This window comes from Blastococcus sp. Marseille-P5729 (genome assembly GCF_900292035.1).
Taxonomy (GTDB): domain Bacteria; phylum Actinomycetota; class Actinomycetes; order Mycobacteriales; family Antricoccaceae; genus Cumulibacter.
This window is the reverse complement of the sequence record NZ_OMPO01000001.1, coordinates 1,705,576-1,731,074: the sequence shown is the minus strand read 5'-3', so window position 1 is coordinate 1,731,074 and position 25,499 is coordinate 1,705,576. Positions and strand designations below refer to the sequence as shown.

The following is a 25,499-nucleotide window of genomic DNA, read 5'->3' as shown; positions in this document are numbered from 1 at the left end:
CCTCCTGATGGTGCCGGTGGCCTGCTCCGTCGCGGACCTTGTGGTGAGCCACCTGCGGGCGCGTCGTCTCCTGCCTCTCCTCCATGTGCCGAAACCTCCCATACCCCCTAGGGGTATCTCGCAGTCAGTTCGACTGTATACCCCTATGGGGTACCCTGCAAACGGGCCGTGAGTGGTGAGGCGCGGTAGATCAGCCGGTGGCCGGGATCGTCGTCCAGGCGGCGTGCTTCGGTTCGACGCCGTCTCCGGAGGACCGGCCACGCAGGTGCCGCCACACCCAAGGCGCCACATGCTCGCGGTAGTAGCCGATCTGCTCGCGTCGTGTGGGCGGCGCATCGGGGTGCGGTAGCGGCGTCAGCCAACCGGAGGGAGGCTGGTAGCCGAGGTGGGTCAGCAGCCGCGCCGCGACCCGGCGGTGCCCGTCGGCGTTGAGGTGGATGCGGTCCGGCGACCAGTACCCCGCGCGAGCCAGCTCGCCGTCCCCGAAGTTGTCGACGAACTCGACCCCGTGCCGATCGGTCAGCTCTCGAACGATCCGGGTCAGCTCGATCCCGGCGGCGTTCACCTTGGCGCCGAACGGGATGCGGCGGCTCGGGTTGGCGCCGCTGAGGACGACGACGCGGACGCCGGCCGCCTTGGATGCCAGGATCACCCGCTCGGTCAGCGCGGTGAGGCGGTCCGGGTCGTACGACGGTCGCAACAGGTCGTTTCCACCGCCGTTGAAGGTGAGCAGGTCCGGCTCCAGCGCCAGCACGTCATCGAGCTGCTCGGTCGCGATCGGCTCCAACAGGCGGCCGCGGATCGCGAGGTTGACGTACTCGACCACCTGGTGGCGCGCGAGCTGGGCGGCCGTCTGATCGGCCCAGCCACGTGGCGTGCCGTCCGGTCGCTCGTCGCCGATCCCTTCGGTGAAGCTGTCGCCGATCGCGGCGTAACGGAGAACCTCGTGCACCCAGCGATGGTACGACCGCGCAGCGGTGCTCGGCCGTGCTGGGTTCGCCGCATAGGGTGGGGAGGAGGCGAAGCAGACACGGGACTGGAGGACGCGATGACGCCCGCCCCTGACGCGACGGCGAGCGCTAGGCCGTCCGCTGCCCGAGCCGGCAGAGCGCAGCCCCGGAGGCGCCGCCCCTCCACCCACTCCTTGAAGATCGTGATGGCGGTGACCGGCGTCCTCTTCGTCGCGTTCGTCGTGGTGCACATGGTCGGCAATCTCAAGGTGTACGGCGGACCCGACGGTTTCAACGACTACGCGCACTGGCTGCGGGAGGCGTTCCACCCGCTGCTGCCGTACGAAGGCCTGCTGTGGATCCTGCGCGCGGTCCTGGCGGTGGCGCTGGTGCTGCACGTCTGGAGCGCGGCGGTGCTCTGGACCCGCGCCCGTCGCGCCCGCGGCCGGCATCGCGCACCGCTGCGGCGGACGTCGAGCCTGGCCCGCACCATGCCGCTCACGGGCATCGCGCTGCTGGCGTTCGTCGTCTTCCACATCCTCGACCTGACGACCGGGCACGCCGGGGCCGCGGCCTTCCAGGGACCGACGACCGAGGAGTCGTTCGCCTATCAGAACCTGGTTGCGAGCTTCGAGCGCCCGGCGTCCGCGATCGCATACATCGTGGCGATGCTGGCGCTCGCGGCCCACGTGCTGCACGGAGTCTGGATGGCGGCGCATGACCTGGGTGTGACCGGCCAGCGGTCTCGGGCAACCATCAAGCTGCTGGCCGGTGTTGCCGCGGTCGCCTTGCTCGTAGGGAATGCGTCCATCCCGGTCGCAGTGATGGTGGGCGCGCTGTGACCGTCGATGAGCTCCGGCAGCTGGGAAGTAGCCTGGATCCGCATACGCCGGACGGCGACCCGGCCACGGCGTGGGCCAGGCGCAAGGTGGACTACCGGCTCGTCAGTCCGCTGAACCGCTCGCACCTGACGGTGATCGTCGTGGGGACGGGACTTGCCGGCAGCGGAGCCGCGGCCGCGCTGGGTGAGCTCGGGTATCGGGTGGAGGCGTTCACTTATCACGACGCGCCGCGCCGTGCGCACAGCGTCGCGGCTCAGGGCGGCATCAACTCGGCTCGAGGCCGCAAGGTGGATGGTGACAGCGTCGAGCGCTTCGTCATCGACACCATCAAGGGCGGTGACTTCCGTGGCCGCGAGGCCGACGTCTTCCGTCTCGGCGAGGAGTCGGCCCGCGTCATCGACCACATGAACGCGATCGGGGTGCCGTTCGCGCGCGAGTACGGCGGCGGGCTGGCCACTCGATCGTTCGGCGGCGTGCAGGTCTCGCGCACCTACTACACCCGCGGCCAGACCGGTCAGCAGTTGCAGATCGCGGGCGCCCAGGCGCTGCTGCGGCAGGTCGCTCGCGGGTCGGTCCGGCTGCACACCCGCACCGAGATGCTCGACCTGATCGTGTCCGACGGCCGCGCCCAGGGCGTCGTCGTCCGCGATCTGGTCACCGGCGCGGTCAGCGCGCACACGGCACACGCCGTGGTGCTCGCCACCGGTGGTTACGGGAACGTGTACTTCCACTCGACGCTGGCGATGAGCTCGAACGCGACCGCCACCTGGCGCGCGCACCGGGCCGGGGCGCTGTTCGCCTCGCCATCCATGGTCCAGTTCCACCCGACCGCACTCCCCGTCTCCTCGCCCTGGCAGTCGAAGACGACCCTGATGAGCGAGTCCCTCCGTAATGACGGCCGCGTCTGGGTGCCCCGGCAGGAGGGGGACGAGCGGGATCCGGGCCGGATCCCAGAGAGCGAGCGCGACTACTACCTGGAGCGCAAGTACCCGGCGTACGGCAACCTCTCACCGCGCGACATCTCCAGCCGCGCGGCTCGGGAGCAGATCGACACGGGTCACGGCGTGGGCCCGCTGCGCAACTCGGTCTACCTCGACTTCCGCGATGCGATCGCGCGCGTGGGAAAGGACGCGATCGCAGAGCGGTACGGGAACCTGTTCGAGATGTACCGCGACGTCACCGGCGAGGACCCGTACACCCAGCCGATGCGGATCGCTCCGGGGGCGCACTTCTCGATGGGCGGGTTGTGGACCGACTACGACCTGATGACGTCGATCCCTGGTCTGTTCGTGGCGGGTGAGGCCGGGAATGCCTACCACGGCGCCAATCGGCTCGGCGCCAACTCGCTGCTCTCGGCGTCCGTGGACGGGTGGTTCACGCTGCCTTACTCGATCCCGTCGTACCTCGCGGGACTGCTCGGCCAGCCCTTGATGGACGCCGATGCGCCGGGTGCGCGCCGGGTAGTCGACGCCGTCGGCCAACGCGTGCAACGCCTGCTCTCGATCCGAGGCACCCGGCGGGCGGTCGACTTCCACCGGTCGCTGGGGGAGATCCTGTACGCGCGGTGCGGAGTGAGTCGGGACGCCGAAGGTCTGATCGCGGCCATACACGAGATCGACGAGCTCGCGGCGCAGTTCTGGACCGACCTGAGGGTTCCCGGCGAGGGCGGGCGGCTCAACCAGGAGCTCGAGACAGCCGGTCGCGTCGCGGACTATCTGGAGCTCGCGCGGCTGATGTGCATCGACGCGCTCGATCGCGACGAGTCGTGCGGCGCGCACTTCCGCATCGAGCACCAGACCGAGGGCGGCGAGGCACTGCGCAACGACGACGAGTGGCGCTTCGTATCCGCATGGGAGCACCGTGACGACCTGCCCGTGCGACATCGCGAGGATCTTGGGTTCACCCGCGTACCTCTGCAGACAAGGGACTACCGATGAACTGCTCCTCCTCCACGCCCGCTGCGGAGCGTCCCGCGCTCATCGAGTCCCCCGCGCGTGTCGGTTCTCCTTCTACGGTCGTTGAGCTCCCGTTCGCGGTCGTCGAGTCCCCCGCGCGTGTCGGTTCTCCTTCTACGGTCGTTGAGCTCCCGTTCGCGGTCGTCGAGTCCCCTGCGCGTGTCGGTTCTCCTTCTACGGTCGTTGAGTTCCCGTTCGCGGTCGTCGAGTCCCACGTGCGTGTCGGTTCTCCTTCTACGGTCGTTGAGCGAGCCGGAGCGCTAGCGGAGGCGACGCCGAAACGTGGTGACCTCCGATGAGGATCCGGGTATGGCGTCAGCGCGGCCCGGCCGACGCTGGCCACTTCGAGACTCACGAGCTCGCCGAGGTCAGCCCGGAGATGTCGCTGATGGAGCTGCTCGACGTCCTCAACGACCAGATCGTCGCCGAGGGCGGCGAGCCGATCGCATTCGAGTCCGACTGCCGCGAGGGAATCTGTGGAGCGTGCGGCGTGACGGTCGACGGCACGCCTCACGGGCCCGCCCCGCGGACGCCGTCCTGCCGCCAACACCTCAGGGCCTTCGGCGGCGTGGACGAGCTCACGATCGAGCCACTGCGGTCGGCGGCATTCCCGGTGATCCGCGACCTGGTGGTCGACCGTTCGGCGCTCGATGCCCTGATCGAGGCCGGCGGCCACGTCGACGTCATGGCCGGCACCGCGCCGGACGCCGACGCGTTGCCGGTTCCGCACGACGCGGCTGAGTCAGCGCTGGACTTCGCCGCGTGCATTGGCTGTGGCGCGTGCGTGGCGGCCTGCCCGAACGGCGCCGCGCACCTGTTCGCAGGCGCCAAGCTCGCGCATCTCGCGATGCTGCCGCAGCCGGCGATCGAGCGGGGACGCCGGGCGAAGGCCATAGGCGCCGTCCTGGACGAGACCTTCGGACCGTGCTCGACGTACGGCGAGTGTGCCGAGGTCTGCCCGGCCGGCATCCCACTCACCGCCGTCGCCGCCGTCGCCCGCGAACGCCTCCGCCGTTGACCTGATTGGAACGTAGCGCGCGCTCAGCGAGCACTACGTTCCACAATCCGGGGGACCTACGATGGCGGGAACCGCATATCTCGAACGGAGCCCCCATGTCCGTGCTGTCCGACCTCGCTCGCGCCCTCACCGACCGAAAGATTCGCGTCGTCGACCTCACTGCGCCGCTGTCGCACGAGACGCCGATCCTCGAGTTGCCGCCGGAGTTCGGGCAGACCCAGCGGTTCACCTTCGAGGAGATCAGCCGGTACGACGACCGCGGGCCGGGGTGGTACTGGAACAACTTCCGCACCGGCGAGCACACCGGCACCCACTTCGACGCCCCCAACCACTGGGTGACCGGGAAGGACCAGGGCGACATCTCCGGGGTGCCGGCCGAGGTCTTCCTGCGCCCGGCCGTGGTCATCGACGTGACCGAGCAGGTCGCGGCCGACCCCAACTTCGTGATCGAGCGCGAGCACCTCGACCAATGGCAGCAGGAGCACGGACCGCTCCCGGACGGCGGCTGGTTGCTGTGCCGCACGGGGTGGTCGGCGCGCACCACTCAGCAGGAGATGATCAATAACACCGATACCGGGCCGACCAGTCCCGGCATGTCGGCGGAGTGCGCCCAGTGGGTGGCCGAGCAGACCGGCGTCATCGGGATCGGCGTCGAGACCGTCGGCACGGACGCCGGAGCCGCGCACTCCTTCGACCCGGCCTTCCCCTGCCACGCGTTCTTCCTGGGTGCCGGCAAGTACGGCCTCGCCCAGCTGCAGAACCTCGACCAGCTGCCCGCCACCGGTGCGCTGATCATCGCGACGCCATTGAAGATCGTCGATGGATCGGGCTCGCCGTGCCGGGTGCTGGCGCTCGTGGAGGACTGAGCGAACGATGGGCAGCGCTGAGCTGACCGTCGCCGAGGCGGTCGGCCGGGCACTGGTGCGGCTGGGCGTCGACCTCGTCTCGGGGGTGATCGGCTCGGGCAACTTCCATGTCACCAACGCGATGGTCGCGGCAGGTGCGCGGTTCGTCGCGACTCGCCATGAAGGTGGCGCCGCGACCCTGGCCGACGCCTACAGCCGGCAGACCGGCCGGCCTGCCGGCGTGAGCGTGCACCAGGGGTGCGGGCTGACCAACGCGATCACGGGCATCGGCGAGGCGGCCAAGAGCCGTACGCCGCTCGTCGTCGTCACCGCCGAGGCTGGGGATCGACGCTCCAACTTCTGGGTCGATCAGGACGCGCTCGCCGCCTCCGTCGGTGCCCGCCCGCATCGCGTCACGTCCGCGGAGACCTGTCTCGACGAGACGGTCGCCGCGGTCGCCGAGGCTGTGCACGGACGCCGCACCGTGGTGCTGAACCTTCCGCTGTCGGTGCAGTCCGAGATCGTGGCGGCCGACGTTGCCGCCGAGCTGGCGCTGCTCACGTTGCCGCCCGCACCGGCCGCCCTCGAGCCGGCACCGGACGACGTCGCCCGGCTCACCGAAGCGCTCCGCCGGTCGCGGCGCCCGGTGTTCGTCGCCGGCCGGGGTGCGAGGTCGGCGTCCGCCCGGGACGCGCTGGTCGAGCTGGCCGAGGCGCACGGGGCGCTGCTGGCGACGTCCGCGGTCGCGAAGGGGTTGTTCGCCGGCGACCCGTGGTCGCTGGACGTCTCCGGCGGGTTCAGCACCCCGCTGGCCGCCGAGCTGATCTCGCAGGCCGACCTCGTCGTCGGGTGGGGCTGCGCGCTGAACATGTGGACGATGCGGCATGGCCGGCTGATCGCGGACGGCGCAACGGTCGTGCAGGTCGACGACACGCTCGAGGCGATCGGGGTGCATCGCGAGCTGACCTTCGGGGTGCACGGCGACGTCGCGGTGACCGCGAGCGCCACGCTGGCCGGCAGCGGACGCAGCGAGGGCTGGCGTACCGATGAGCTGCGCGAGCGGATCGCCAACGAGTCCCGCTGGGGCGACGTGCCGTACGACGATGCGAGCTCTGATCACCTGATCGACCCCCGGCGGCTGTGCATCGAGCTGGACGCCATGCTGCCCGAGCAGCGGGTCGTCGCGGTCGACTCGGGCAACTTCATGGGCTACCCAAGCATGTTCCTGGACGTTCCTGACGAGGACGGATTTTGCTTCACGCAGGCCTTCCAGGCGATCGGGCTCGGCCTCGCGACGGCGATCGGCGCAGCGCTCGCTCGGCCCGATCGGCTGACGGTCGCCGCGCTCGGGGACGGCGGGGCGCTGATGGGCGCGGCCGAGCTGGATACCGTCGTCCGGCTCGGGCTGGACATGCTCGTCGTGGTCTTCAACGACGAGGCGTACGGCGCCGAGGTGCACCACTTCGGCCCGGGCGGGCATCCACTCGACCTCGTGGTCTTCGACGAGACCGACATCGCCGCGATCGGCCGCGGGTACGGCTTCGAGGCGGTCACGGTGCGAAGCCCCGCGGACCTGGACGCCGTCCGCGACTGGCTGGAGGGTCCGCGGAAGCGCCCCATGCTGATCGACGCGAAGGTGACCCGGGACGAGGCGGCATGGTGGCTCGAGGAGGCCTTCCGCGGTCATTGAGCCTCGCCGGACCCGCTGACCAGCGCGAACTCGGCGTGTTAGGGAATCGCTGAGCTTTACGGTGTTCCGGCCCGGTGTCTGAGGGGGTTTCGTCGGCGCACTGCCGGCCGCGATCGCCGCGCTGCTGGGCAACGCGTGGTCTGCCTGGTTCATGGCGGACGTCGACCAGACCCCGGCGCTGACCACCTCCGTGCTCGGCTGGGGGCTCCCGGCGGGGCACTTCCTCGTGCTGGTGGGAGCGCTGCTGTCGATCGCGGTAGCGGGCCGCAGCAAGACCGACCAGCCGGCGGCCGCCGGGCGCGGCGCGACCGATTCCCGGCCGGCCTCGTCCGCCTGATCGAGCGGGACCGGTTCCGGCTCGCCTGATCGTCCGTCTGGCCGAGGACGGCGCGACCAGTCCCGGCTCGCCTCGTCCGACTGATCGCGGACGGCGAGGCCGGGCGCCGTCAGGCGATCTGGAACGAGCGCTTCGCTAGGCCGTACCAGTATCCGTCGATCACCGACCGTGCCTGGAAAGCAGCGCCGTCCGCGCCGTACGCCGCCCCCATGGACACAAAGATCGGCGCGAAGTGCTCGGTGCGCGGATGGGCGAGCTGCGCAGCCGGCGCCTTGTGCATGAAGTCCAGGAGCGCGTCGACATCACCGCGGCGCATCGCGTCGGTGGTCCACTCGTCGAAGTCGACCGACCAGCCGTGCCGCTGATCGGCAGCGCCGCCGTGACCGAACTCGATCAGTCGCAGGTTGTGGGTGACGAATCCACTTCCCATCACCAGCACCCCCTGCTCGCGCAGCGGCGCAAGCCGCCGCCCCATCTCGAACAGCTCGGCTGGTGCGAGGGTCGGCATGGACAGCTGCAGCACCGGGATGTCGGCGTCCGGGTACATCTCCACCAGGGGCACGTAGGCGCCGTGGTCGAGACCGCGCTGCTCGTCGTGCGCGACGTCGCCGAGCAGCCGGGCGACCTCGCTGGCGAGCTGCGGAGCCCCTGGGGCGGCGTACTGCACCTCGTAGTACCGCTGCGGGAATCCCCAGAAGTCGTAGGTCAGCGGGACGGTGCGGGTGGCTCCCAAGGTGACCGGCGCCGCCTCCCAATGCGCCGACACCACCAGGATTGCCTTGGGCCGCGGCAGATCACGTGACCACTCGGCGAGCTGAGAGGTCCACAGCGCGTCGTCGGCGAGCGGCGGGGCGCCGTGGCCGAGATACACGACGGGCATGCGGGTGGGTGCTGTCATGTCTCGAGCATACGACGTAGTCGTTCAATATTCAACGACAGGCTCGAGCCGATTGCGTGAAGGACGACCCGCTTAGCGAGTCATCCCGCACACGGCCGGGTTCGGCTAGCGGGGTTCCAGAAGGAAGACCGGAATCAGCCGGTCAGTCTTGGTCTGATACTCGGCGTACGCCGGGTAAGCAGCCACGCACCGCTCCCACCACTGCGCCCGCTCCTCACCGCCGATCTCGCGCGCCCGCACCTGCGAGACCTCCGTGCCGTCCTGCAGGGCGATGTCGGGCTGCGCCTTGATGTTGTAGAACCACTGCGGATGCTCGGGGGCGCCGCCCTTGCTGGCGACGGCGGCGTACACGCCGTTGTCCTCGACGCGCATCAGCGGCACCTTCAGGGTGTCGCCGGACTGGCGGCCAGTCATGGTGAGCAGGACGACGGGCATGCCCTGGATGTCGGCGACGTCCGTGGTGCCCGCCGCCTCGATCTTCTCCACGTGCTTGCGCACCCAGCTGGTCGGGCTCGGTCGGTAGTTCTCGCTCATGTGGTGGCCTTCCGGTCGCGCGGTGTATGGGTCGAATCTACGCTGTGCTCAGCCGTTGAGCTGGTCGCGCCAGCCGACGTACTTCTCCACCATGGCCAGGTCGTAGTCCGGGCCGCCGACCCCGATGGTGAACAGCGAGACGCCGGCCTCCAACAAGGCCCGACCTTCGACCTCTGGGTCGTCGAGAGCCCGGCCCTCCCGGCCGCGGCCGTCGACACCGACGGAGATCTCGATCTCCTCGACCTTGCGACCGATGTCGTGGCAGTGCCGCTTGAGGACGTCGATCTTGTGGGCGAGTTCGTCGCCTTGGGCGAAGGTGTGCCAGATGTCGGCGTACTGCGCGACCAGGCGCAGCGTCTTCTTCTCACCGCCACCGCCGATCAGCACGGGGATTTCGCGGGTCGGCGGCGGGTTGAGCTGGTTGAGTCGCGCCTCGATCAGCGGCAGCGCGTCGCGCAGGTCATCGAGGCGCCGTCCGGCGGTCTTGAACTCGAAGTCGTACTCATCGAAGTCCTTCTCGAACCACCCCGAGCCCATTCCAAGAATCAGCCGGCCGTCGGAGATGTGGTCGACGGTGCGCGCCATGTCGGCGACCAGCTGGGGGTTCCGGTAGGCATTGCAGGTGACCAGCGCGCCGATCTCGATCCGCGAGGTCTGCTCGGCCCAGGCCGCCAGCATCGTCCAGCACTCGAAGTGCTTGCCGTCGGCAGCGCCGTACAGTGGGAAGAAGTGGTCCCAGTTGAACGCGATGTCGACGCCGAGGTCTTCGGCGCGGCGGACGGCGTCGCGGATCTGGGCGTAGTCGGCGTGCTGGGGTTGCAGCTGGACGCCGACGCGGATCGTGCGGGAAGCGGTCATGGGCATGAGCCAACCACAAACGGCACCCTGTCGGGGTATGCACTCGGTGAGGCGCGGGTGAACGAATGTCGTCGAGCTCCGCGCCGCACCGCGACCGGGGGCCGCTCAGCCGTCGGCGAGCGCTCCGTGGGTGCGCATATGCCGGATCAGCATCGTCGCGACGTTCAGCCAGTGCGCGCGCATCGCGGCGGCCGCCGCCTCGGGGTTGCGGTTGATCAGGCCCTTGATGATCACCACGTGATCCTCGACCGCGGCCTCCTTGAACCCCTCGATCTGATCGAAGAGCCGATGCGGGATGAAGCGCATCGTCGTCCGGTAGAGCCACTTGAGCCGGTCGGAGCCCGTGGAACGGTTGATGATGCGGTGGAACTCGTCGTCCAGCCGCTCGACCTCGTCGAAGTCCTCACGACCAGCGGCGTCCCCGATCGCCGCTTGGATCTCGCGCAGCTTCTGCACATCAGCGTCGCTCAGCGCGCGGGCGGCGCGCTCGGTCAGCAGAGCGGCGAAGTGTGCGTGCGCCGACATGAGGTCCTCGATGTCCTGTCTGGTCAGCGGCCGGACGGTGAACCCGCGCCCGGGCGCGAAGGAGACTAGGCCTTCGCCGTGCAGTGTCATCAGCGCCTCGCGCACCGGGGTCGCGCTCGCCCCGCACATCTCGGCAATGTGTTCGGGCTTGAGCTTGTCCTGTGGCGCGAAGTGCCCGGAGATGATCCGGTCGCGAAGCCACACGGCGATCTGCGGGCTGAGTTGCGCGGTCGTGTCGAGGACGAACGCGGTCTCGGCCGCACGGATGGTCATCGACGCAGCTCTCGCCGCATGATCTTGCCGCTCGCGGTCTTGGGCACCTCGTCGATGACCTCGACGCTGCGGGGGTACTTGTATGCGGCCAGTCGCTCCTTGCAGAAGGCCTTGATCTCCTCGGCGTCCGCGCTGGCGCCCGGCTTCAGGCTCACGAACGCCGCGACGGTCTCGCCACGGTACTCGTCCGGCACGCCGATCACCGCGGCCTCGCGGACGGCGGGATGCTTGTAGAGCACGTCCTCAACCTCCCGCGGCCAGATCTTGAATCCGGAGGCGACGATCATGTCCTTCTTGCGGTCGACGATGTAGAACCAGCCGTCGTCGTCCATGAAGCCGACGTCCCCGGTGAACAGCCACCCGTCACGGATCGCCTTGGCCGACTCCTCCGGCTTGTTCCAGTAGCCGGGGACGATGCTGGGCGAGCGCATCACGATCTCGCCGACGTCCCCGACCGGGACGTCGTTGCCCTCCTCGTCGGCCACCCGGCACTCGTACCCGGGCACCGGAGGCCCGACGGACAGCGCACCGCTGCGGGGATCGACCGGTGCCTTGCGAGCGGATGGGACGGCGTGCGACTCGGAGGTGCACTCGGTCAGGCCGTAGAGGTTGTGCACATAGCCGCCGAGCTTGTCCGCGAGCTGGTCGACGGTGCTGGGTGAGACCGCCTGACCGCCGCTCCACAGCTTCTTGATCGACGACAGGTCGTAGTCGTCGATGGTCGGCTCGTTCATGATCGCGATGTAGGCGGTGATTGCGCCCATCACCCAGGTGCACTGATGCTGCTCGATCAGCCGCAGCTGGACGACGGGGTCGAACCGGTAGCCCAGCGCCATCGGCATACCGAGCAGGGCGCACACCCCGATGTGCGCGATCAGGCCGGTGACGTGGAACAGCGGCGCGATCGCCAGGCAGACGTCGTCCTCGTCGAGCCCGCAGTAGACGCGGTAGTTCTCGGAGTTGAACACCACCGCCCGATGGGTGTTCATCGCGCCTTTCGGCGGGCCGGTCGTCCCCGAGGTGTAGACCAGATAGGCGGTGTCGTCCGGCCCGGGCTCGTGGTGCTCAGGCCGCTGCTCGTCGTACTTCTTACACAGCTCGCCCAGGTCGCCGCCCCCGCCGGGTTCGGGTCGGGTCATCTCGCCGAGCCGGTCGGCGGGCCATTGACTGCAGTAGTCCAGCGCGGACGCCGTGACGATCGTGGTCCCCCGCGCCTCGATCGCCTCGTGCAGATCGGCGTACAGCGTGTCCAGCTGCACCAGCACCTTGGGCTGGGAGTCGCTGGCGAGCTTCACGAGCTCGTCGGTCTTGAACATCGGGTTGACCGGGACGACGATCGCGCCGAGCTTCCAGGCGGCGTACTGACTGATGAGGAAGGCCGGCATGTTCTGCAGCTGCAGCATGACGCGATCGCCAGCGCCGACCCCGAGCTCGTCGTGCATCGCGACCGCGAACGCGTCGCTGAGCCGGTCGAGCTCTGCGAAGCTCATCGGCGTGTCGAAGTAGAACAGCGCGGGCTTGTCGGGGTGACGCTGCACCGACTGGCGGTGCATGTCCAGGCCGCTGCTGAACTCGATCGCCGTCTCGGCGCCGACGCCTTCGTCGTACAGCGCAAGCCACGGCTTGGCGGCGTACGCAGCGGAGTTCTCGTTGGTCATCTGCCTGTTCCTCCGGCTCATGACGATCGGGGCGGGTCTATAGATCCAGGTCACGGTGCAGGGAGCGGCGCGGTCCACGGGACCTACCCCGGCCGCCGGCCCGGACACCACTTGACGTCTTTCTATAGAAAGTGCAGGGTGATAGTAGCGCAGATCACAAGACGGCGACAACGCGTCGCCGACCGCCGAGATCTGCCGAGAGTCGAGCAAGCCTGGAGGGCTGATGGCAAGCAACGGCAAGACCAAGGCCACGATCATGACCTCGGGAACGATGCACGCAGACCTGGTGTGGCTGCTCATCGACCCGGCCCGGATGCTGACGCCGGACAACACCGACAAACAGCGTGACTGGGTCGAGGTCCCCACTCACGTCGTCCTGATCGAGCACGCCAACGGAGAGAAGCTGCTGTGGGACACCGGCGTCCCGCGCGACTGGGAGGACCGCTGGGGCAAGGCAGGGCTCGCGCAGTTCTTCCCGTGCGACGCGGTCGATGAGGAGATGTGGCTCGACAACCGGCTCAAGCAGTGCAAGCTCGAGCCCAGCGACATCGACTACCTGGTGCTGTCGCACCTGCACCTGGACCACGCCGCCAACGCGCAGATGTGGGCGAACACCGACACGAAGATCATCGTCGACGAGCGCGAGAAGGTCGGGGCCTACTCGTTCGACGGGTACAACCAGGGCGCCCACATCAAGAGTGACTACGACGGGCTGCCGCTGTCGACGATCACCGAGGACACCGAGATCATGCCGGGGGTCACCATCCTGCAGACGCCAGGCCACACCTGGGGAACGCTCTCGCTGCAGGTCGACCTCGAGGACGAGGGCACGATGATCTTCGCCTCCGATTCGCTCTACCTGAAGGAGAGCTACGGTCCTCCGGCGGTCGCCGCGGGCATCGTCTACGACACGGTCGCCTGGTTCGAATCCGTCGAGCGGATCCGCAACATCGCCGAGCAGAAGAACGCCAAGGTGATCTTCGGCCACGACGCCAACCAGCTCAACGAGCTCAAGATCGGCCCGGGCAACTACTACACGTAGCCCCCCCGGCGCCCCCCCGCCGTATGCCGGATGCGGTGGCTTTTACCCCGCTCATCGCCTGATCGCGTGGTTGAAGCCACCGCGTGCGGTAAGAGCGTGGCAGAACCCGTCGCCAGACATGCAAGGAAAGTGACCACCTGTGCCGCTGTATGACTACCGCTGCGACTGCGGAGTCCGGTTCGAGATCCTCGTGCCGAGCTCCGACACCCCGAACCCGCCCTGCCCGCTGTGCGACCAGCAGACCCGAAGGATGATGAGCGCGCCCGCCTTTCACAGCGGCGCCGCCGCGCCCGCCGGACCGAACGAGGCGCCGACATCGTGGGAGGGTCTGGGCAACGGCAACCGCGAGATCATCACCAAGTGGCGCAAACAGCTCGACAAGCACGCCAAGCTCGCCGAGAAGCACCCCGAGCTGCAGGTCAAGCGCGAGGCGATCGCCGCCCACGAAGGTGCCTTCGAGCGCAAGCCGCTGACCTACAGGGAGCTCGCCGAACGCTCGAAGGCCAGCGGCGTCGCCGAGACCGGCGCCCGTGAGGCCGCCAAGGCGCGCACCACCGCCAAGCCCACGACAGTAGACAAGTGAGGATGCGGTGGACGGCCTCATGATGGACGAGCAGCTGCTCCTGCAGTCGCTGCTGTGGCGTACCGAGCGCCTCTTCGGCGACAAGAAGATCATCACCCGGCTCGAGACCGGCACGTACCACGAGTACACCTACCGCGAGTTCGGTCAGCGGGTGCGCAAGCTCGCCTCCGCTCTGGAGAAGGCCGGCGTGAAGCGGGGTGACCGCATCGGCACCCTCGCGTGGAACCACTACCGCCACTTCGAGCTGTACTACGGGATCCCCGCTGTGGAGGCGATCTGCCACACGATCAACATGCGGCTCTTCCCCGAGCAGCAGCGCTATATCGTGAACCACGCCGAGGACTCGATGCTCTTCCTGGACGTCGACCAGATCCCGAACGTCGAGAAGATGATCGCCGAGGGCGGCATCGACACCGTCAAGCAGTTCGTCCTGCTCTGCGACAAGGACGAGATGCCGGAGACCTCGCTGTCCCCGGTGACCTCGTACGAGGAGTTCGTCGCGACCGGGGACGACGACTTCGAGTTCCGCGACTTCAGCGAGCGGACGGCGGCCGCGATGTGCTACACCTCCGCCACCACGGGCGATCCGAAGGGTGCCTCAGTTCGCTCGACACCCTGTGGCTCGGCGGGTCAGCGCCGCCGCGCGCGGTCATGCAGTGGTTCGAGGACACCTACGGCACGTGGGTGCTGCAGGGCTACGGCCACACCGAGTCGTCGCCGCAGATCTGCTTCAACCACATCAAGACCACGCTGAAGGACGAGGATCCCGAGAAGATCTGGGCTCTCCGGCTCACCGGCGGCATCCCCTTCCCGTTCATGAAGGTGCGGATCGTCGACGACGAGAACAACGAGCTCCCGTGGGACGGCGTCGCCATGGGGAATATCCACGTGCGCTCGCCGTACACCGCGTCCGGCTACTACAACGACGAGCGGACGAAGGATGCCATCGTCGACGGGTGGCTGAACACCGGCGACATCGGCTCGATCAGCCCGGAGGGCTTCATCTCGCTGCGCGACCGGCAGAAGGACCTCATCAAGTCCGGCGGCGAGTGGATCAGCTCGATCGACCTGGAGAACGGGCTCATGTCGCACCCGAAGGTCAAAGAGGCGTCGGTGTTCGGCGTCCCGGACGAGAAGTGGAACGAGCGACCCGTCGCGTCGGTCGTGCCGGTCGACCAGAATGACCTGCCGAGCGAGGACGAGCTGCGTGAGTTCCTGTCGAAGGACTTCGCGAAGTGGTGGTTGCCAGACCGCTATCTGATGATCACCGAGGTACCGAAGACGAGCGTCGGCAAGTACGACAAGAAGCGGCTTCGCTCCATGGTCGCCGACGGCGGCCTGGAGAACGTGGCGGCACAGATCGGCATCTGACCGCCACAGGTTAGTTCACATTGCTAAGTAATCCTGTGGCGCGTAGGTTCGGATAAAAGGACTGCGGAGGCGCCCATGAGGCTGGAAGCCACCGAGCTCACCGACGACGAGCTCGCCCTACAGAGGCAGGTACGCGACTGGCTGCGCGAGCGGCTTCCCGAGGGCAGCTACGCGCTCGGGCTGGGCATGTCCGGCGAGGTGGACCCGGAGTTCTCGAAGGATCTCGGTTCGCAAGGCTGGCTCGGAATGGCGCTCCCGAAGGAATACGGCGGCCACGGCCGGACGGCGGTCGAGCGGCTGATCGTCGTCGAGGAGCTGCTCGCCGTCGGTGCGCCGGTCGGCTACCACTGGGTGGGCGATCGGCAGAGCGGACCGAGCATCGCCAAGCACGGCACCGAGGAGCAGAAGCGCGAGATCCTCCCCGGCATCGTCAGCGGCGAGCTGTCGTTCGCGATCGGTATGAGCGAGCCGGACTCCGGCTCCGACCTCGCCTCCCTACGCACCCGCGCCACCCGCGACGGCGACGGCTGGCGAGTCAACGGCGCGAAGATCTGGACCTCGGGCGCCTACGAGTCGACGCACATCCTGGCGCTGTTCCGGACGTCGGAGGACAAGCACCAGGGCCTCACCCAGTTCGTCGTCCCGCGCGACACCGAGGGCCTCACGATCCACAAGATCCCGTTCATCGACGGCACCAGGCACTTCTGCGAGATGCACTTCGACGACATGTTCCTGCCCGACTCGGCACGCATGGGTGAGGTCGGCGGCGGCTGGGGCCAGAACACCGCTGAGCTGGTACTCGAGCGCGGCGGCGTCGACCGGTGGATGTCGGTGATGCCGATCCTGGAGAACTGGGCCAAGTCACGGACGATCGAAGGCGACACCGCCGCCGAGGCCGATCTCGGCGCGATCGCCGCGCGCTGCTGGGCCTTCCGCGGGTTGTCGCTGTCCGTCGCGCGCATGGTCGACGAGGGCAAGACGCCTGTCACCGAGGCCGCGCTCATCAAGGAGATGGCGACGCGATTCGAGCAGGAGTGCACCGACATCGTCGCGCGACACTACGGCCGGACGCCGGATCTGCACTCCGACGATCCGTACGAGTCACTGCTCGCCCGCGCCATCCTCGTCTCGCCGTCCTGGTCGATCCGTGGTGGCACGAACGAGATCCTGCGCACCGTCATCTCGAAGGGGCTGAACAAGCGATGAGCGACGTAAGAGCCGATCGCGACCTCGTCGAGACCGTCCGCGGGCTGTTCCGCGAGCGCTGCACGCACGAGGTCGTCGCGCAGGCAGAGCGAGACGGCGCCGTCCCCGAGCGGCTGTGGCGTGAGGTCACCGAGATGGGGCTGCACCTCGTCGGCGTCGACGAGGACGCCGGTGGGTCCGGTGGCTCGATCCTCGATGGACTGGCGATCCTGCACGCGAGCGGCGAGTACGCCGCACCTCTGCCGCTGGCCGAGACGATGAACGCCGCAGCCGTCCTGGCCTCGGCCGGGCAGCAGATCCCCGAGGGTGCGCTCGCCGTTGTTCCGACGTCCGACGGGCTCTCGGTGGACGGCGACAAGGTGACGGGCGAGGTGCGTCGGGTCCCGTGGGCGCGGGGCGCGGCGCTGCTCGTCGGTGTCGTCGACGGCAAGGCCTACACCTCGCCGGTCGACGTCACCCGCGAGGGCGTCGACATGGCAGGCATGCCCAGCGACGACGTCCGCATCGACGGCACGATCGCCGGCGAGACCGAGGCCGACGTCTTCCTGATGGGCGCGCTCGCGCGCGCGGCCCAGATGGCCGGTGCGCTGGAGGCGATGAGCGAGCTGACCCGCAGCTATACCAACGAGCGGGTGCAATTCGGCCAGCCGGTCGGTCGCTTCCAGGCGGTGCAGCAGCACGTCGTCACGCTCGCCCAACTGGCGACGATGTCGTCGCTGAACGTCGACCGCGCAGGCCTGGCCTGCCTACGCGGCCCCGCGCCGTTCGAGATCAAGGCGCTCAAGCAGGTGACCGACAAGAACGCCTCGGTCGCCGTGCGTGCCGCCCACCAGGCGCACGGCGCGATCGGCATGACTCAGGAGTACCGGCTGCAGCAGCTCACCCGGCGGCTCTACGCGTGGCGCGGCGAGTACGGCGACGAGAAACAGCTCGCCTGCGACCTCGGCAAGGACGTCGCCGCGCACGGCTCGCTGCACGATGTGATCGTCTCCGGCTCGGGCATCATCCACTGACGATCTCGCTGCATCCGGGCACAGCGGGGAAGAACCCACCGCAAGACGAGAGGACCTAGGGGCATGGGAGATCTACAGGTATCGAAAGACGGGTACGTTGCCGTCTTCAAGGTAAGCCGACCGCCGCACAACTACTTCGACCAGGAGATCATCGGCGAGATCGTGAACGCCGGGGCCGAGGCGGACGCCGACCCCGACACGCGCGCGATCGTGCTGTGCTCCGAGGGCAAGAACTTCTGCGCGGGCGCCAACTTCGGCGACTCCGGCGGCGGCTTCGGCCCGGAGCGCACCGAGACCTCCCGGCGCCTCTACACGCACGCCGCCGAGCTGTTCCGCATCGCCACCCCGATCGTCGCGGCGGTCCAGGGCGCCGCGGTCGGGGGCGGTCTGGGCCTGGCGGTCATGGCCGACTTCCGGGTCGCCGCGCCGTCCGCCCGCCTGCATGCCAACTTCGCCCGGCTCGGATTCCATCAGGGCTTCGGGCTGAGCGTCACGCTGCCGCGGCTGGTCGGCGAGCAGAAGGCTGCCGAGATGCTGCTGACCGCTCGCGCGGTCAAGGGTGAGGAGGCGCTGCGGATCGGCCTGGTCGACCGGCTGAACGACGACCCTTACGCCGGTGCGCTCGAGCTCGCCACCGAGATCGCGGGCAACGCGCCGATCGCCGTCCGCTCGATCCGGGAGACGCTGCGCGGCTCGCTCGCCGACGAGGTCAAGGCGGTGCTCGACCGGGAGCTGGCCGAGCAGACCGCCCACTGGGCCACCCAGGACTGCGCCGAGGGCATCAGGGCCAACCTCGAACGCCGCGACCCCCACTTCACCGCCCAGTGACCCACCCGATCACTCGTCGTCGTACTGGTACAGGTCGTACTGGTTCATCAGCGAGATGACCTTGTCGGCGTACTCGGGGTCGGTGGCGTAGCCGGCCTCCTGGATCTCGCGCGCGAACCGGTCGGGGTCGTCGACGTGCTCGAAGGCCTGCTCGTATCGCGGATTGTTGGACAGGAAATGACCGTGGTCGCGGAAGGAGTCCTCGGCGCTGTCGTAGGTGCGGAACGCGTCGACCACCTCGCTGCACTCGCCGGACGGCGTGCACTCCGTGGTGACCTTCTCCATGCAACCGGTGGCGAACGGCGACTCCCCCGCGCACTTGATGCCGAAGAAGTTGCGTCCCTCGACGGTGAGCTCGCTCTGCGCCCAGTGCGACTCGATGATCGACTGAGCCAACGCCACCGAGGCGGGGACGTCGAACTCCGCCATCTCCTCCTGGGCCGGGAGCACGGCGTACTCGATGAAGGCGGCCGGGTCGGTCGGGGCCGGCCCGGTGCGGACGTCGGGATCCTCGCCCGTGGAGATCACCCAGATCGTCGTCGCCGCGAGGACGGCGGCCACGAGCAGGCTCAGCGCACGACGGCGGCGGGCCAGCATCCGGGCGCGGGCGGCCGACATCCGCTTGCGGGGCCGCGAGGACGTCGTGCGCTTCGCCGGGCGGCGCGCGCCGACGGTGCTGCGTGCAGGACTGCTGGAGCGCCCGCTCGCCGCACGCGTGGGGGCAGCAGCTCGCCCGCTCGTCGCGCGGGTGCCCGCAGCTGCTCGCTTGCCCGTGGTGCGCGCACCATTCGACCGGCGGGAGGTCTCACCCGCGGCCGGCTTGCTGCGCGGTGGGCTTGGCGCGATGCCCACTGATCTCGACCGGGCGCTCGGACGCGCCCGACCGGCCTCAGGGCTTGGCGACATACTCATCGATCTCGCGGAGGATCCGGGGTTTGGTCTGCTCCGGCGCGAATGAGCGACGGACGCTCTCGCGCGCCAGTTCAGCCAGCCCGTTGCGGTCGAGGGACAGCAGGTCGGCCGCGATCTCGTACTCCCGGCACAGGGTGGTGCCGAACATCGGCGGGTCGTCGCTGTTGATCGTGACGGGGACGCCGGCCGCCGCCAGCTGTGGCAGCGGATGCTGGGCGGTGTCGGCGACGCATCGGGTGGCGACATTGGAGGTCGGGCACACCTCGAGGGTGATCTGCCGCTCGGCCAGCAACGACAGCAGCTGCGGGTCCTGGGCGGCCGCGATGCCGTGCCCGATCCGCTCGGCACTCAGGTGCTCGATCGCGTCCCGGATGGTCTGCGGCCCGGTCGACTCACCGGCGTGCGGCACCGACAGGAGTCCAGCCGAGCGTGCCGCATCGAAGTGCGGCTTGAACTGCGCACGCGGGACGCCGATCTCCGGGCCACCGAGCCCGAAGCCGACCAGCGCCGAAGGGCCATGGTCCAGGGCAACCTGCAAGGTGGTGTCGGCGCCCGGTACGCCGTTCTCGCCGGCGATATCGAAGATCCACTGCAGCTCGATGCCCAGGTCGCGCTGTGCACTCAGCCGGGCGTCCTCGATCGCCTCGACGTACCCCTCCGCCGGGATGCCGCGGACGACGGAGGTCTCCGGCGTGCAGGTGAGCTCGGCGTACCGAACCCCCTGCGCGGCGAGCTCCTGGGCGGCGCCGTAGGTCAGCCACCGGACATCCTCGGGCGTACGCACCAGGTCGACGACCGATAGGTAAAGCTCGATGAAATGGGCGAAGTCGGTGAAGGTGAAGTAATCGGTGAGCGCGTCTGGATCGGTCGGCACGGTCCCCGGGTGGCGCGCCGCCAGCTCGGCCACGACGGCCGGCGACGCCGAGCCGACGTGATGCACGTGCAGCTCGGCCTTGGGCAGCCCTGCGATGAATCGACCCAACGGGTGGGTGGATGGAACCGTCATACCGTCTAGTGTGTCTGAAAAGGGTGTCTGCGTGGCGGTAGTCAGGCGCGGTGTGCCGAGCGGCGACCGTCACGCGAAGCCCCCAGATCTTCGAGCGACAGGTGCAGAAGCGATGTCCACTCCCCCCAATTACGGCGGCGGCTATCCCCAGGACCCCTACGGACAGGCCGGTCCGGGCCAGCCCCATCAGGGACAGCCCGGCCCGGAGCATCCCGAGAGCCAGGGTTACGGTCCTAACGGGTACGGCAACGAAGGCAACGGACAGGGCGGGCAGTACGACTCGCCGACGGTTTCCTATAGCCCGCAGGACGCCGCGCAGCAGGGCAGCTACCCGCAGGACGCGACGCAGCAGGGCGGCTACCAGGCCGATCCGTACATGCAGCAGTACGAGGCCTACACCCAGCCGCATCAGGGTTACCAGGGCCAGGCCGGGCAGCCGTGGCCGTCACAGCAGATGGACGGCTCGTACGGCGCCTCCGCCGCCGGCCCGATGGGCCCGAGCGGGCCAGGTGGCCCCGGCGGACCGGGATGGGGTCAGCCGCCGAGCAAGAGCAGCAAGCTCCCCTGGATCATCGCCGCCGCGCTGGTCGCGGTGGCCGCGATCGTCGTGACGATCATCCTGGTGACCGGCGGGAACGATGACGACTCGTCCGCCAGCTCGGCCACGACCACCCAGGAGCAGGGCGGCAATAGTGGCCCCACTGAGACCGAGACGGAGAGCCCGACCGAGACCGAGACCGAGGATCCCTCGCCGACCGGGGGCTCGGGTGGTGGCTCGGGATCGAGCACCCTGCCCGGCGAGTTCCCGGTTCCGGCATCGGTGACCGTCGCGCCGGATTCCACCTACTGCTATGAGAACTCGTGCTTCGGTAGCTTCGAGGTCGACGATCCCGAGGCCGCGTACGAGGACTGGGTCGCCGCGCTCGAGGGCGAGGGCTACACGCTCACCAAGAACGAGATCACCGGCAGCGGCGCGAGCACGACCTGGGAGATCGAGGCCACCGGGCCGCTGGAGATCACTCTGTTCTACGGGTACGGCGCCGGTATCCTGACCAGCACCTGATCCACCACCGCGACGACTACTCGGCCGAGGGGAACCCAACGTCCCCTCGGCCGAGGGCTATATTTGTGGGCGCATACGACAGGGGAGCGCTGTACGGCGCTGAGAGTGCGGATGGTCCGCAGACCCTCGAACCTGATCCGGCTAGCACCGGTGTAGGAAGTCGGGACTCAGTCGGGCACGCCTTGGCGTGCTCGGGCTCCCTTGCATTCTTGGAGGGAACATGTCAAAGCACCGGGGCGCCGCAGCGACGCTCGCCACCATCGCCTGCGCGTTCACGCTGACGGCGTGTGGCGTGGACTCCGGATCGTCCGGGCAGGACGCCGAGAGCACCGTCACCGTGATGACCCACGACTCATGGAACGCTCCGGAGGAGCTCATCGAGCAGTTCGAGAAGGACTCCGGCTTCACCGTCGAGATCCAGGCTGGCGGGGACGCCGGCGAGGTGACCAACAAGCTGATCCTGAGCAAGGACGCCCCGGTCGCTGACGTAGTCTTCGGGGTCGACAACACCTTCGCCTCGCGGCCCATCGAGGAGGACGTGCTCGAGCCCTACGAGTCGCCCGCGCAGAGCGAGCGGTCGAAGGAGCTGGCGCTGGCGGGAACGAGCAACGAGCTGACCGCGATCGACTTCGGCGATGTCTGCCTGAACGTCGACAACGAGTGGTTCGCGGCCAACGGAATCGTCGCCCCGTCCTCGCTCGAGGATCTCATCAAGCCGGAGTACAAGGACCTCTTCGTCACCCCGAGCGCCGTCACCTCGTCACCGGGGATGGCCTTCTTCCTCGCTACCGTGGCGAAGTACGGCGAGACCGGCTGGCAGGACTACTGGACCGCACTGCTGGCCAACGGCGCCAAGATCACCAACGGCTGGACCGATGCGTACTCCGTGGACTTCTCCGGCGGCGAGGGCAACGGCGCCCGCCCGATAGTGCTGTCGTACGCCTCGTCCCCTCCGTTCACCATTCCCGAGGGCGGCAGCGAGCCGACGACATCCGCCGTGCTGAGCACCTGCTTCCGGCAGGTCGAGTACGCCGGGATCGTCAAGGGAGCCGACAACGTCGAGGGCGCGCAGGCGTTCATCGACTTCATCAGCGGCACGGAGTTCCAGAAGTCGATCCCGGACAACATGTACATGTACCCGGCCAGCGACGTTGAGCTGCCGGAGGCATGGGCGACCTACGCGCCGCTGTCGACCGAGCCCCTCGTGATCGAGCCGGAGAAGATCGCGGCGAACCGAGATGCCTGGTTGAAAGAGTGGGCCGACGTCACCTCGTCCTGAGATGGGAGCCGCACATGGCAGCAGCACGTCGCGGGAGATGGCAGCCGTAGGTAGCAGGAGATAGCACGTGAGGGAAGCCGCGGTCCAGGCCGAGCGGGACGTCGCCGTACGACGTCCCGCTCGGTCGTCGGCGCCCACCTGGCTGTTGGTCGCGGTGGCCGTGCTGCCGCTGGCATTCCTGACCATCTTCTTCCTGGTGCCGGTCGCCGGGATGCTGCAGCGTGGACTGATCGTCGACGGGACGCTGGATCTGTCGGGCTTCGCCGAGGCGATGGGTAGCTCCCGGATCCGGCGGTTGATCTGGCTCACGATCGCGCAGGCGACGATCGCCTCGCTGATCTCGGTGCTGCTCGGGCTACCGGTCGCCTACTGCCTCTACCGCTTTCACTTTCCCGGCCAGGCGGTGCTGCGGGCGGTCGTCGTCATGCCATTCGTGCTGCCGACCGTCGTCGTCGGCGTCGCCTTTCGCACGTTGCTGGGCGAGGCTGGGCCGCTGGGCTTCCTCGGGCTGGACGGCACGTGGACGGCGATCATCATAGGGCTGGTGTTCTTCAACGTCTCGGTCGTGGCCCGATCGGTCGGCGCGGCCTGGCAGGGACTCGACCCGCGATCAGAGGAGACGGCCGCGGCGCTGGGCGCGGCGCCGTTCACGGTCTTCCGGACTGTGACGCTGCCTGCGCTCCGTCCGGCGATCGTCTCGTCGGCGTCCGTCGTGTTCCTGTTCTGCGCGACCGCGTTCGGCGTCGTCCTCACCATGGGCGGCTTGCGCTACGGAACAATCGAAACCGAGATATATCTACAAACCGCTCACTTTCTCGATCTGAGCACGGCCGCCGTGCTGTCGGTGCTGCAGCTAATCGTCGTCCTGGGGCTGCTGGTGGTCATCGGGCGCGTCCGGCGTGCGCCGGCCAAGCGCGCGACGGTGCGGCCGGTACGTCGCCGACCCCGCAAGAGCGAGTGGCCGGTCTTCGCGATCACGGCTCTCGTGGTGGTCTTCCTCGTCACCCCGATCGCCTCTCTCGTAGTGCGTTCCTTCCAGCGCGGGGGTCGGTGGACCGTGGACAACTACCTCGCGCTCGGTACCCGAGGGTCAAACAATGCGCTGCTGGTCACCGTGTGGGATGCGCTTCGTGCCTCCGTCGTCATTGCGCTGAACGCGACGGTGATCGCGCTGCTGCTGGGCGCGATGGTGGCCTTCGTCGTGTCGCGCGCGGTCAGCACCCAGGCCGGACGACGTGCCGTACGGGCCTTCGACGCGGCCTTCATGCTGCCGCTGGGCGTCTCGGCAGTGACCGTTGGCTTCGGCTTTTTCATCACCCTGAATCGCCCACCGCTGGATCTGCGCACCTCGTCGGTGCTGGTCCCGATCGCTCAGGCGACCGTCGCGCTGCCGATCGTCGTCCGCACGATCACGCCGGCGCTGCAGCAGATCGACGATCGGCTGAGACAGGCATCCATGGTCCTGGGCGGGTCGTACGTCCGCGCCCTGCTGACGGTCGACCTTCCGGTGGTCTGGCGACCGCTGCTGGCAGCCGCAGGATTCGCGATGGCGGTATCGATGGGAGAGTTCGGCGCGACCGCGTTCCTCGCCAGATCCGACAATCCGACTCTGCCGGTGGTGATCTACCGGCTGATCTCGCGGCCGGACGGCGAGAGCTTCGGCATGGCCATGGCGGGCTCGGTCATCCTCGCGGTCGTCACGGTGACGATCATGGGGCTGGTCGAACGGCTGCGCGTGGAGACCGTGGGGGCCTTTTGATGAGTGAGCTGGTGATCGACGAGGTGGCGGTTCACTTCGGCGGCACGGTCGCGGTCGACCGCGTCAGTCTGCGGGTGCGTGGTGATGAGACCGTGGCGATCCTGGGACCCTCCGGGTGCGGGAAGTCCAGCCTGCTGCGCGCCGTCGCCGGCCTGGAGGCGACCGGTCACGGCAGGGTGCTCTTCGACGGTGTCGACCAGGCCGGTGTGCCGGTGCACAAGCGTGGCTTCGGGCTGATGTTCCAGGACGGCCAGCTCTTCGAGCATCTCTCGGTCGGCGAGAACGTCGCGTACGGACCGCGGCGGCAGGGCATGAGTCGCTCCGAGACCGTGGGCGTCGTTGCCGAGCTCCTGGCGATGGTGGGGCTCGACGGTTATGCCGACCGGGCCCCGGCGACGCTCTCCGGCGGCGAGCGGCAGCGGGTCGCGCTGGCCCGCGCGCTGGCGCCTCGGCCCGGGCTGCTGCTGCTCGACGAGCCGCTGTCGGCGTTGGACGCCTCCTTGCGGGTGCGGCTCGCGGCTGACGTGCGTCGGGTGCTTCGCGAGACGGCGACGATGGCCTTGCTGGTCACCCACGACCACGAGGAGGCGTTCGCGATCGCCGACCGGGTGGTGCTGATGCGCGATGGCCGGTTCGTGCAGCAAGGCACGCCGCGCGAAGTCTGGTCGCATCCGGTCGACGAGCAGGCGGCGCTGTTCCTCGGCTACGCCCGGGTCCTTCGTGATGCGCAGCTCGCACCCTTGCAGCAGGCGTTCGGTGTCGGCGAGGCGCCGCTCGCCCTGCGCGCGAGCGCCCTACGTGCCGGCCCGACCGGGGAGCCGGTCCACCCGCCACCCGCCTTGCCGGCGACCGTGGTCGCGAGCGCGCCCGCCGTCGACGAGCAGCGCCTCGTCGTCCGACTGGAGGACGGTCAGGAGCTGGACGCGACCGCGCCGATCGACTCGGCGTACGCCCCGGGTGAGCGGGTGGCGCTCGAGCTGGTCACGAGCGCCACTGCCGAGCTGCTCCACGGGTGAGTGCGGCGGCGGCCGCCAGATCTGACGACCGGTCGAAT

General features: G+C 68.9%; 26 protein-coding genes and 1 riboswitch. Of the genes, 17 read left to right on the top strand and 9 right to left on the bottom strand.

The window, feature by feature from the left end:
- Positions 1-190 precede the first annotated feature (190 nt).
- Complete coding sequence (locus tag DAA40_RS08340) at positions 191-952, bottom strand: SGNH/GDSL hydrolase family protein (protein WP_106849132.1); 762 nt, start codon at positions 950-952, stop codon at positions 191-193.
- A 201-nt stretch (positions 953-1,153) separates the two neighbouring features.
- Here DAA40_RS08340 and DAA40_RS08335 point away from each other — a divergent pair, with 201 nt between their 5' ends.
- Both DAA40_RS08335 and DAA40_RS08330 read left to right on the top strand, forming a co-directional pair.
- Positions 1,154-1,792: a succinate dehydrogenase cytochrome b subunit gene (locus DAA40_RS08335; RefSeq protein WP_234356298.1), complete on the top strand. Its 639-nt coding sequence runs from the start codon at positions 1,154-1,156 to the stop codon at positions 1,790-1,792.
- Positions 1,789-3,729, top strand: a complete 1,941-nt coding sequence (locus DAA40_RS08330; protein WP_106849131.1) for a fumarate reductase/succinate dehydrogenase flavoprotein subunit — start codon at positions 1,789-1,791, stop codon at positions 3,727-3,729. The genes DAA40_RS08335 and DAA40_RS08330 overlap by 4 nt, the downstream gene beginning before the upstream one ends.
- On the opposite strand, the gene DAA40_RS16175 is transcribed toward DAA40_RS08330, so the two are convergent.
- On the bottom strand, positions 3,720-3,962 hold the full coding sequence (locus DAA40_RS16175) for a hypothetical protein (RefSeq protein ID WP_158716325.1): 243 nt from the start codon (positions 3,960-3,962) through the stop codon (positions 3,720-3,722). The two genes, DAA40_RS08330 and DAA40_RS16175, sit on opposite strands and share 10 nt — an antisense overlap.
- 80 nt (positions 3,963-4,042) lie before the next feature.
- Here DAA40_RS16175 and DAA40_RS08325 point away from each other — a divergent pair, with 80 nt between their 5' ends.
- From DAA40_RS08325 to DAA40_RS08310, 4 genes are all read left to right on the top strand, one after another.
- Entirely contained in the window at positions 4,043-4,765 is a 723-nt protein-coding gene (locus DAA40_RS08325) for a succinate dehydrogenase/fumarate reductase iron-sulfur subunit (protein ID WP_106849130.1), read from the top strand.
- Between the two features lie 95 nt (positions 4,766-4,860).
- Positions 4,861-5,631, top strand: coding sequence for a cyclase family protein (locus DAA40_RS08320; protein WP_106849129.1), 771 nt, complete (start codon positions 4,861-4,863; stop codon positions 5,629-5,631).
- Positions 5,632-5,638: 7 nt separating this feature from the next.
- A complete protein-coding gene (locus tag DAA40_RS08315) occupies positions 5,639-7,300 on the top strand; it encodes a thiamine pyrophosphate-binding protein (protein WP_199849589.1) in 1,662 nt (553 codons plus the stop codon).
- Positions 7,301-7,451: 151 nt separating this feature from the next.
- On the top strand, positions 7,452-7,637 hold the full coding sequence (locus tag DAA40_RS08310) for a hypothetical protein (protein WP_106849128.1): 186 nt from the start codon (positions 7,452-7,454) through the stop codon (positions 7,635-7,637).
- A 109-nt stretch (positions 7,638-7,746) separates the two neighbouring features.
- Here DAA40_RS08310 and DAA40_RS08305 read toward each other — a convergent pair whose 3' ends face one another.
- The 5 genes from DAA40_RS08305 to DAA40_RS08285 all read right to left on the bottom strand — a co-directional run bounded on the left by DAA40_RS08305 (position 7,747) and on the right by DAA40_RS08285 (position 12,383).
- Positions 7,747-8,535: a dioxygenase gene (locus tag DAA40_RS08305; protein ID WP_106849127.1), complete on the bottom strand. Its 789-nt coding sequence runs from the start codon at positions 8,533-8,535 to the stop codon at positions 7,747-7,749.
- A gap of 105 nt (positions 8,536-8,640) precedes the next feature.
- Positions 8,641-9,069, bottom strand: coding sequence for a nitroreductase family deazaflavin-dependent oxidoreductase (locus DAA40_RS08300; protein WP_106849126.1), 429 nt, complete (start codon positions 9,067-9,069; stop codon positions 8,641-8,643).
- Between the two features lie 48 nt (positions 9,070-9,117).
- The gene (locus tag DAA40_RS08295; protein WP_106849335.1) at positions 9,118-9,927 is read right to left on the bottom strand and encodes an LLM class F420-dependent oxidoreductase; all 810 of its coding nucleotides are present in this window, start codon (positions 9,925-9,927) and stop codon (positions 9,118-9,120) included.
- Positions 9,928-10,032: 105 nt separating this feature from the next.
- Positions 10,033-10,725: a GntR family transcriptional regulator gene (locus DAA40_RS08290; RefSeq protein ID WP_106849125.1), complete on the bottom strand. Its 693-nt coding sequence runs from the start codon at positions 10,723-10,725 to the stop codon at positions 10,033-10,035.
- Positions 10,722-12,383 (bottom strand): class I adenylate-forming enzyme family protein, encoded by a 1,662-nt coding sequence (locus DAA40_RS08285; RefSeq protein WP_106849124.1) that lies wholly within the window; start codon positions 12,381-12,383, stop codon positions 10,722-10,724. Before DAA40_RS08285 ends, DAA40_RS08290 begins: the two co-directional genes overlap by 4 nt.
- A gap of 223 nt (positions 12,384-12,606) precedes the next feature.
- Here DAA40_RS08285 and DAA40_RS08280 point away from each other — a divergent pair, with 223 nt between their 5' ends.
- The 7 genes from DAA40_RS08280 to DAA40_RS08255 all read left to right on the top strand — a co-directional run bounded on the left by DAA40_RS08280 (position 12,607) and on the right by DAA40_RS08255 (position 18,426).
- A complete protein-coding gene (locus DAA40_RS08280; protein ID WP_106849123.1) occupies positions 12,607-13,425 on the top strand; it encodes an N-acyl homoserine lactonase family protein in 819 nt (272 codons plus the stop codon).
- A 139-nt stretch (positions 13,426-13,564) separates the two neighbouring features.
- Positions 13,565-14,008 (top strand): zinc ribbon domain-containing protein, encoded by a 444-nt coding sequence (locus DAA40_RS08275; protein WP_106849122.1) that lies wholly within the window; start codon positions 13,565-13,567, stop codon positions 14,006-14,008.
- Between the two features lie 7 nt (positions 14,009-14,015).
- Positions 14,016-14,762: an AMP-binding protein gene (locus tag DAA40_RS16660; RefSeq protein WP_234356279.1), complete on the top strand. Its 747-nt coding sequence runs from the start codon at positions 14,016-14,018 to the stop codon at positions 14,760-14,762.
- Complete coding sequence (locus DAA40_RS16400; protein ID WP_234356278.1) at positions 14,660-15,379, top strand: AMP-binding protein; 720 nt, start codon at positions 14,660-14,662, stop codon at positions 15,377-15,379. Before DAA40_RS16660 ends, DAA40_RS16400 begins: the two co-directional genes overlap by 103 nt.
- Before the next feature lie 75 nt (positions 15,380-15,454).
- Entirely contained in the window at positions 15,455-16,585 is a 1,131-nt protein-coding gene (locus DAA40_RS08265; protein WP_106849121.1) for an acyl-CoA dehydrogenase family protein, read from the top strand.
- Entirely contained in the window at positions 16,582-17,598 is a 1,017-nt protein-coding gene (locus DAA40_RS08260) for an acyl-CoA dehydrogenase family protein (RefSeq protein WP_106849120.1), read from the top strand. Before DAA40_RS08265 ends, DAA40_RS08260 begins: the two co-directional genes overlap by 4 nt.
- A 63-nt stretch (positions 17,599-17,661) precedes the next feature.
- Positions 17,662-18,426, top strand: a complete 765-nt coding sequence (locus tag DAA40_RS08255; RefSeq protein ID WP_106849119.1) for an enoyl-CoA hydratase/isomerase family protein — start codon at positions 17,662-17,664, stop codon at positions 18,424-18,426.
- 9 nt (positions 18,427-18,435) lie between these two features.
- On the opposite strand, the gene DAA40_RS08250 is transcribed toward DAA40_RS08255, so the two are convergent.
- A complete protein-coding gene (locus DAA40_RS08250) occupies positions 18,436-19,278 on the bottom strand; it encodes a glucosaminidase domain-containing protein (RefSeq protein ID WP_158716324.1) in 843 nt (280 codons plus the stop codon).
- 37 nt (positions 19,279-19,315) lie between these two features.
- Positions 19,316-20,344 (bottom strand): adenosine deaminase, encoded by a 1,029-nt coding sequence (locus tag DAA40_RS08245; protein WP_106849117.1) that lies wholly within the window; start codon positions 20,342-20,344, stop codon positions 19,316-19,318.
- A 112-nt stretch (positions 20,345-20,456) separates the two neighbouring features.
- Here DAA40_RS08245 and DAA40_RS08240 point away from each other — a divergent pair, with 112 nt between their 5' ends.
- The 4 genes from DAA40_RS08240 to DAA40_RS08225 all read left to right on the top strand — a co-directional run bounded on the left by DAA40_RS08240 (position 20,457) and on the right by DAA40_RS08225 (position 25,461).
- Positions 20,457-21,407 (top strand): hypothetical protein, encoded by a 951-nt coding sequence (locus DAA40_RS08240; protein ID WP_106849116.1) that lies wholly within the window; start codon positions 20,457-20,459, stop codon positions 21,405-21,407.
- Positions 21,408-21,477: 70 nt separating this feature from the next.
- A riboswitch (TPP riboswitch) is annotated at positions 21,478-21,583 on the top strand.
- A gap of 44 nt (positions 21,584-21,627) precedes the next feature.
- Entirely contained in the window at positions 21,628-22,686 is a 1,059-nt protein-coding gene (locus tag DAA40_RS08235) for a thiamine ABC transporter substrate binding subunit (RefSeq protein ID WP_106849115.1), read from the top strand.
- A 67-nt stretch (positions 22,687-22,753) separates the two neighbouring features.
- Positions 22,754-24,445 (top strand): iron ABC transporter permease, encoded by a 1,692-nt coding sequence (locus DAA40_RS08230; RefSeq protein ID WP_199849586.1) that lies wholly within the window; start codon positions 22,754-22,756, stop codon positions 24,443-24,445.
- Positions 24,445-25,461, top strand: coding sequence for an ABC transporter ATP-binding protein (locus tag DAA40_RS08225; protein WP_106849114.1), 1,017 nt, complete (start codon positions 24,445-24,447; stop codon positions 25,459-25,461). Before DAA40_RS08230 ends, DAA40_RS08225 begins: the two co-directional genes overlap by 1 nt.
- The last annotated feature ends 38 nt before the right edge of the window (positions 25,462-25,499 follow it).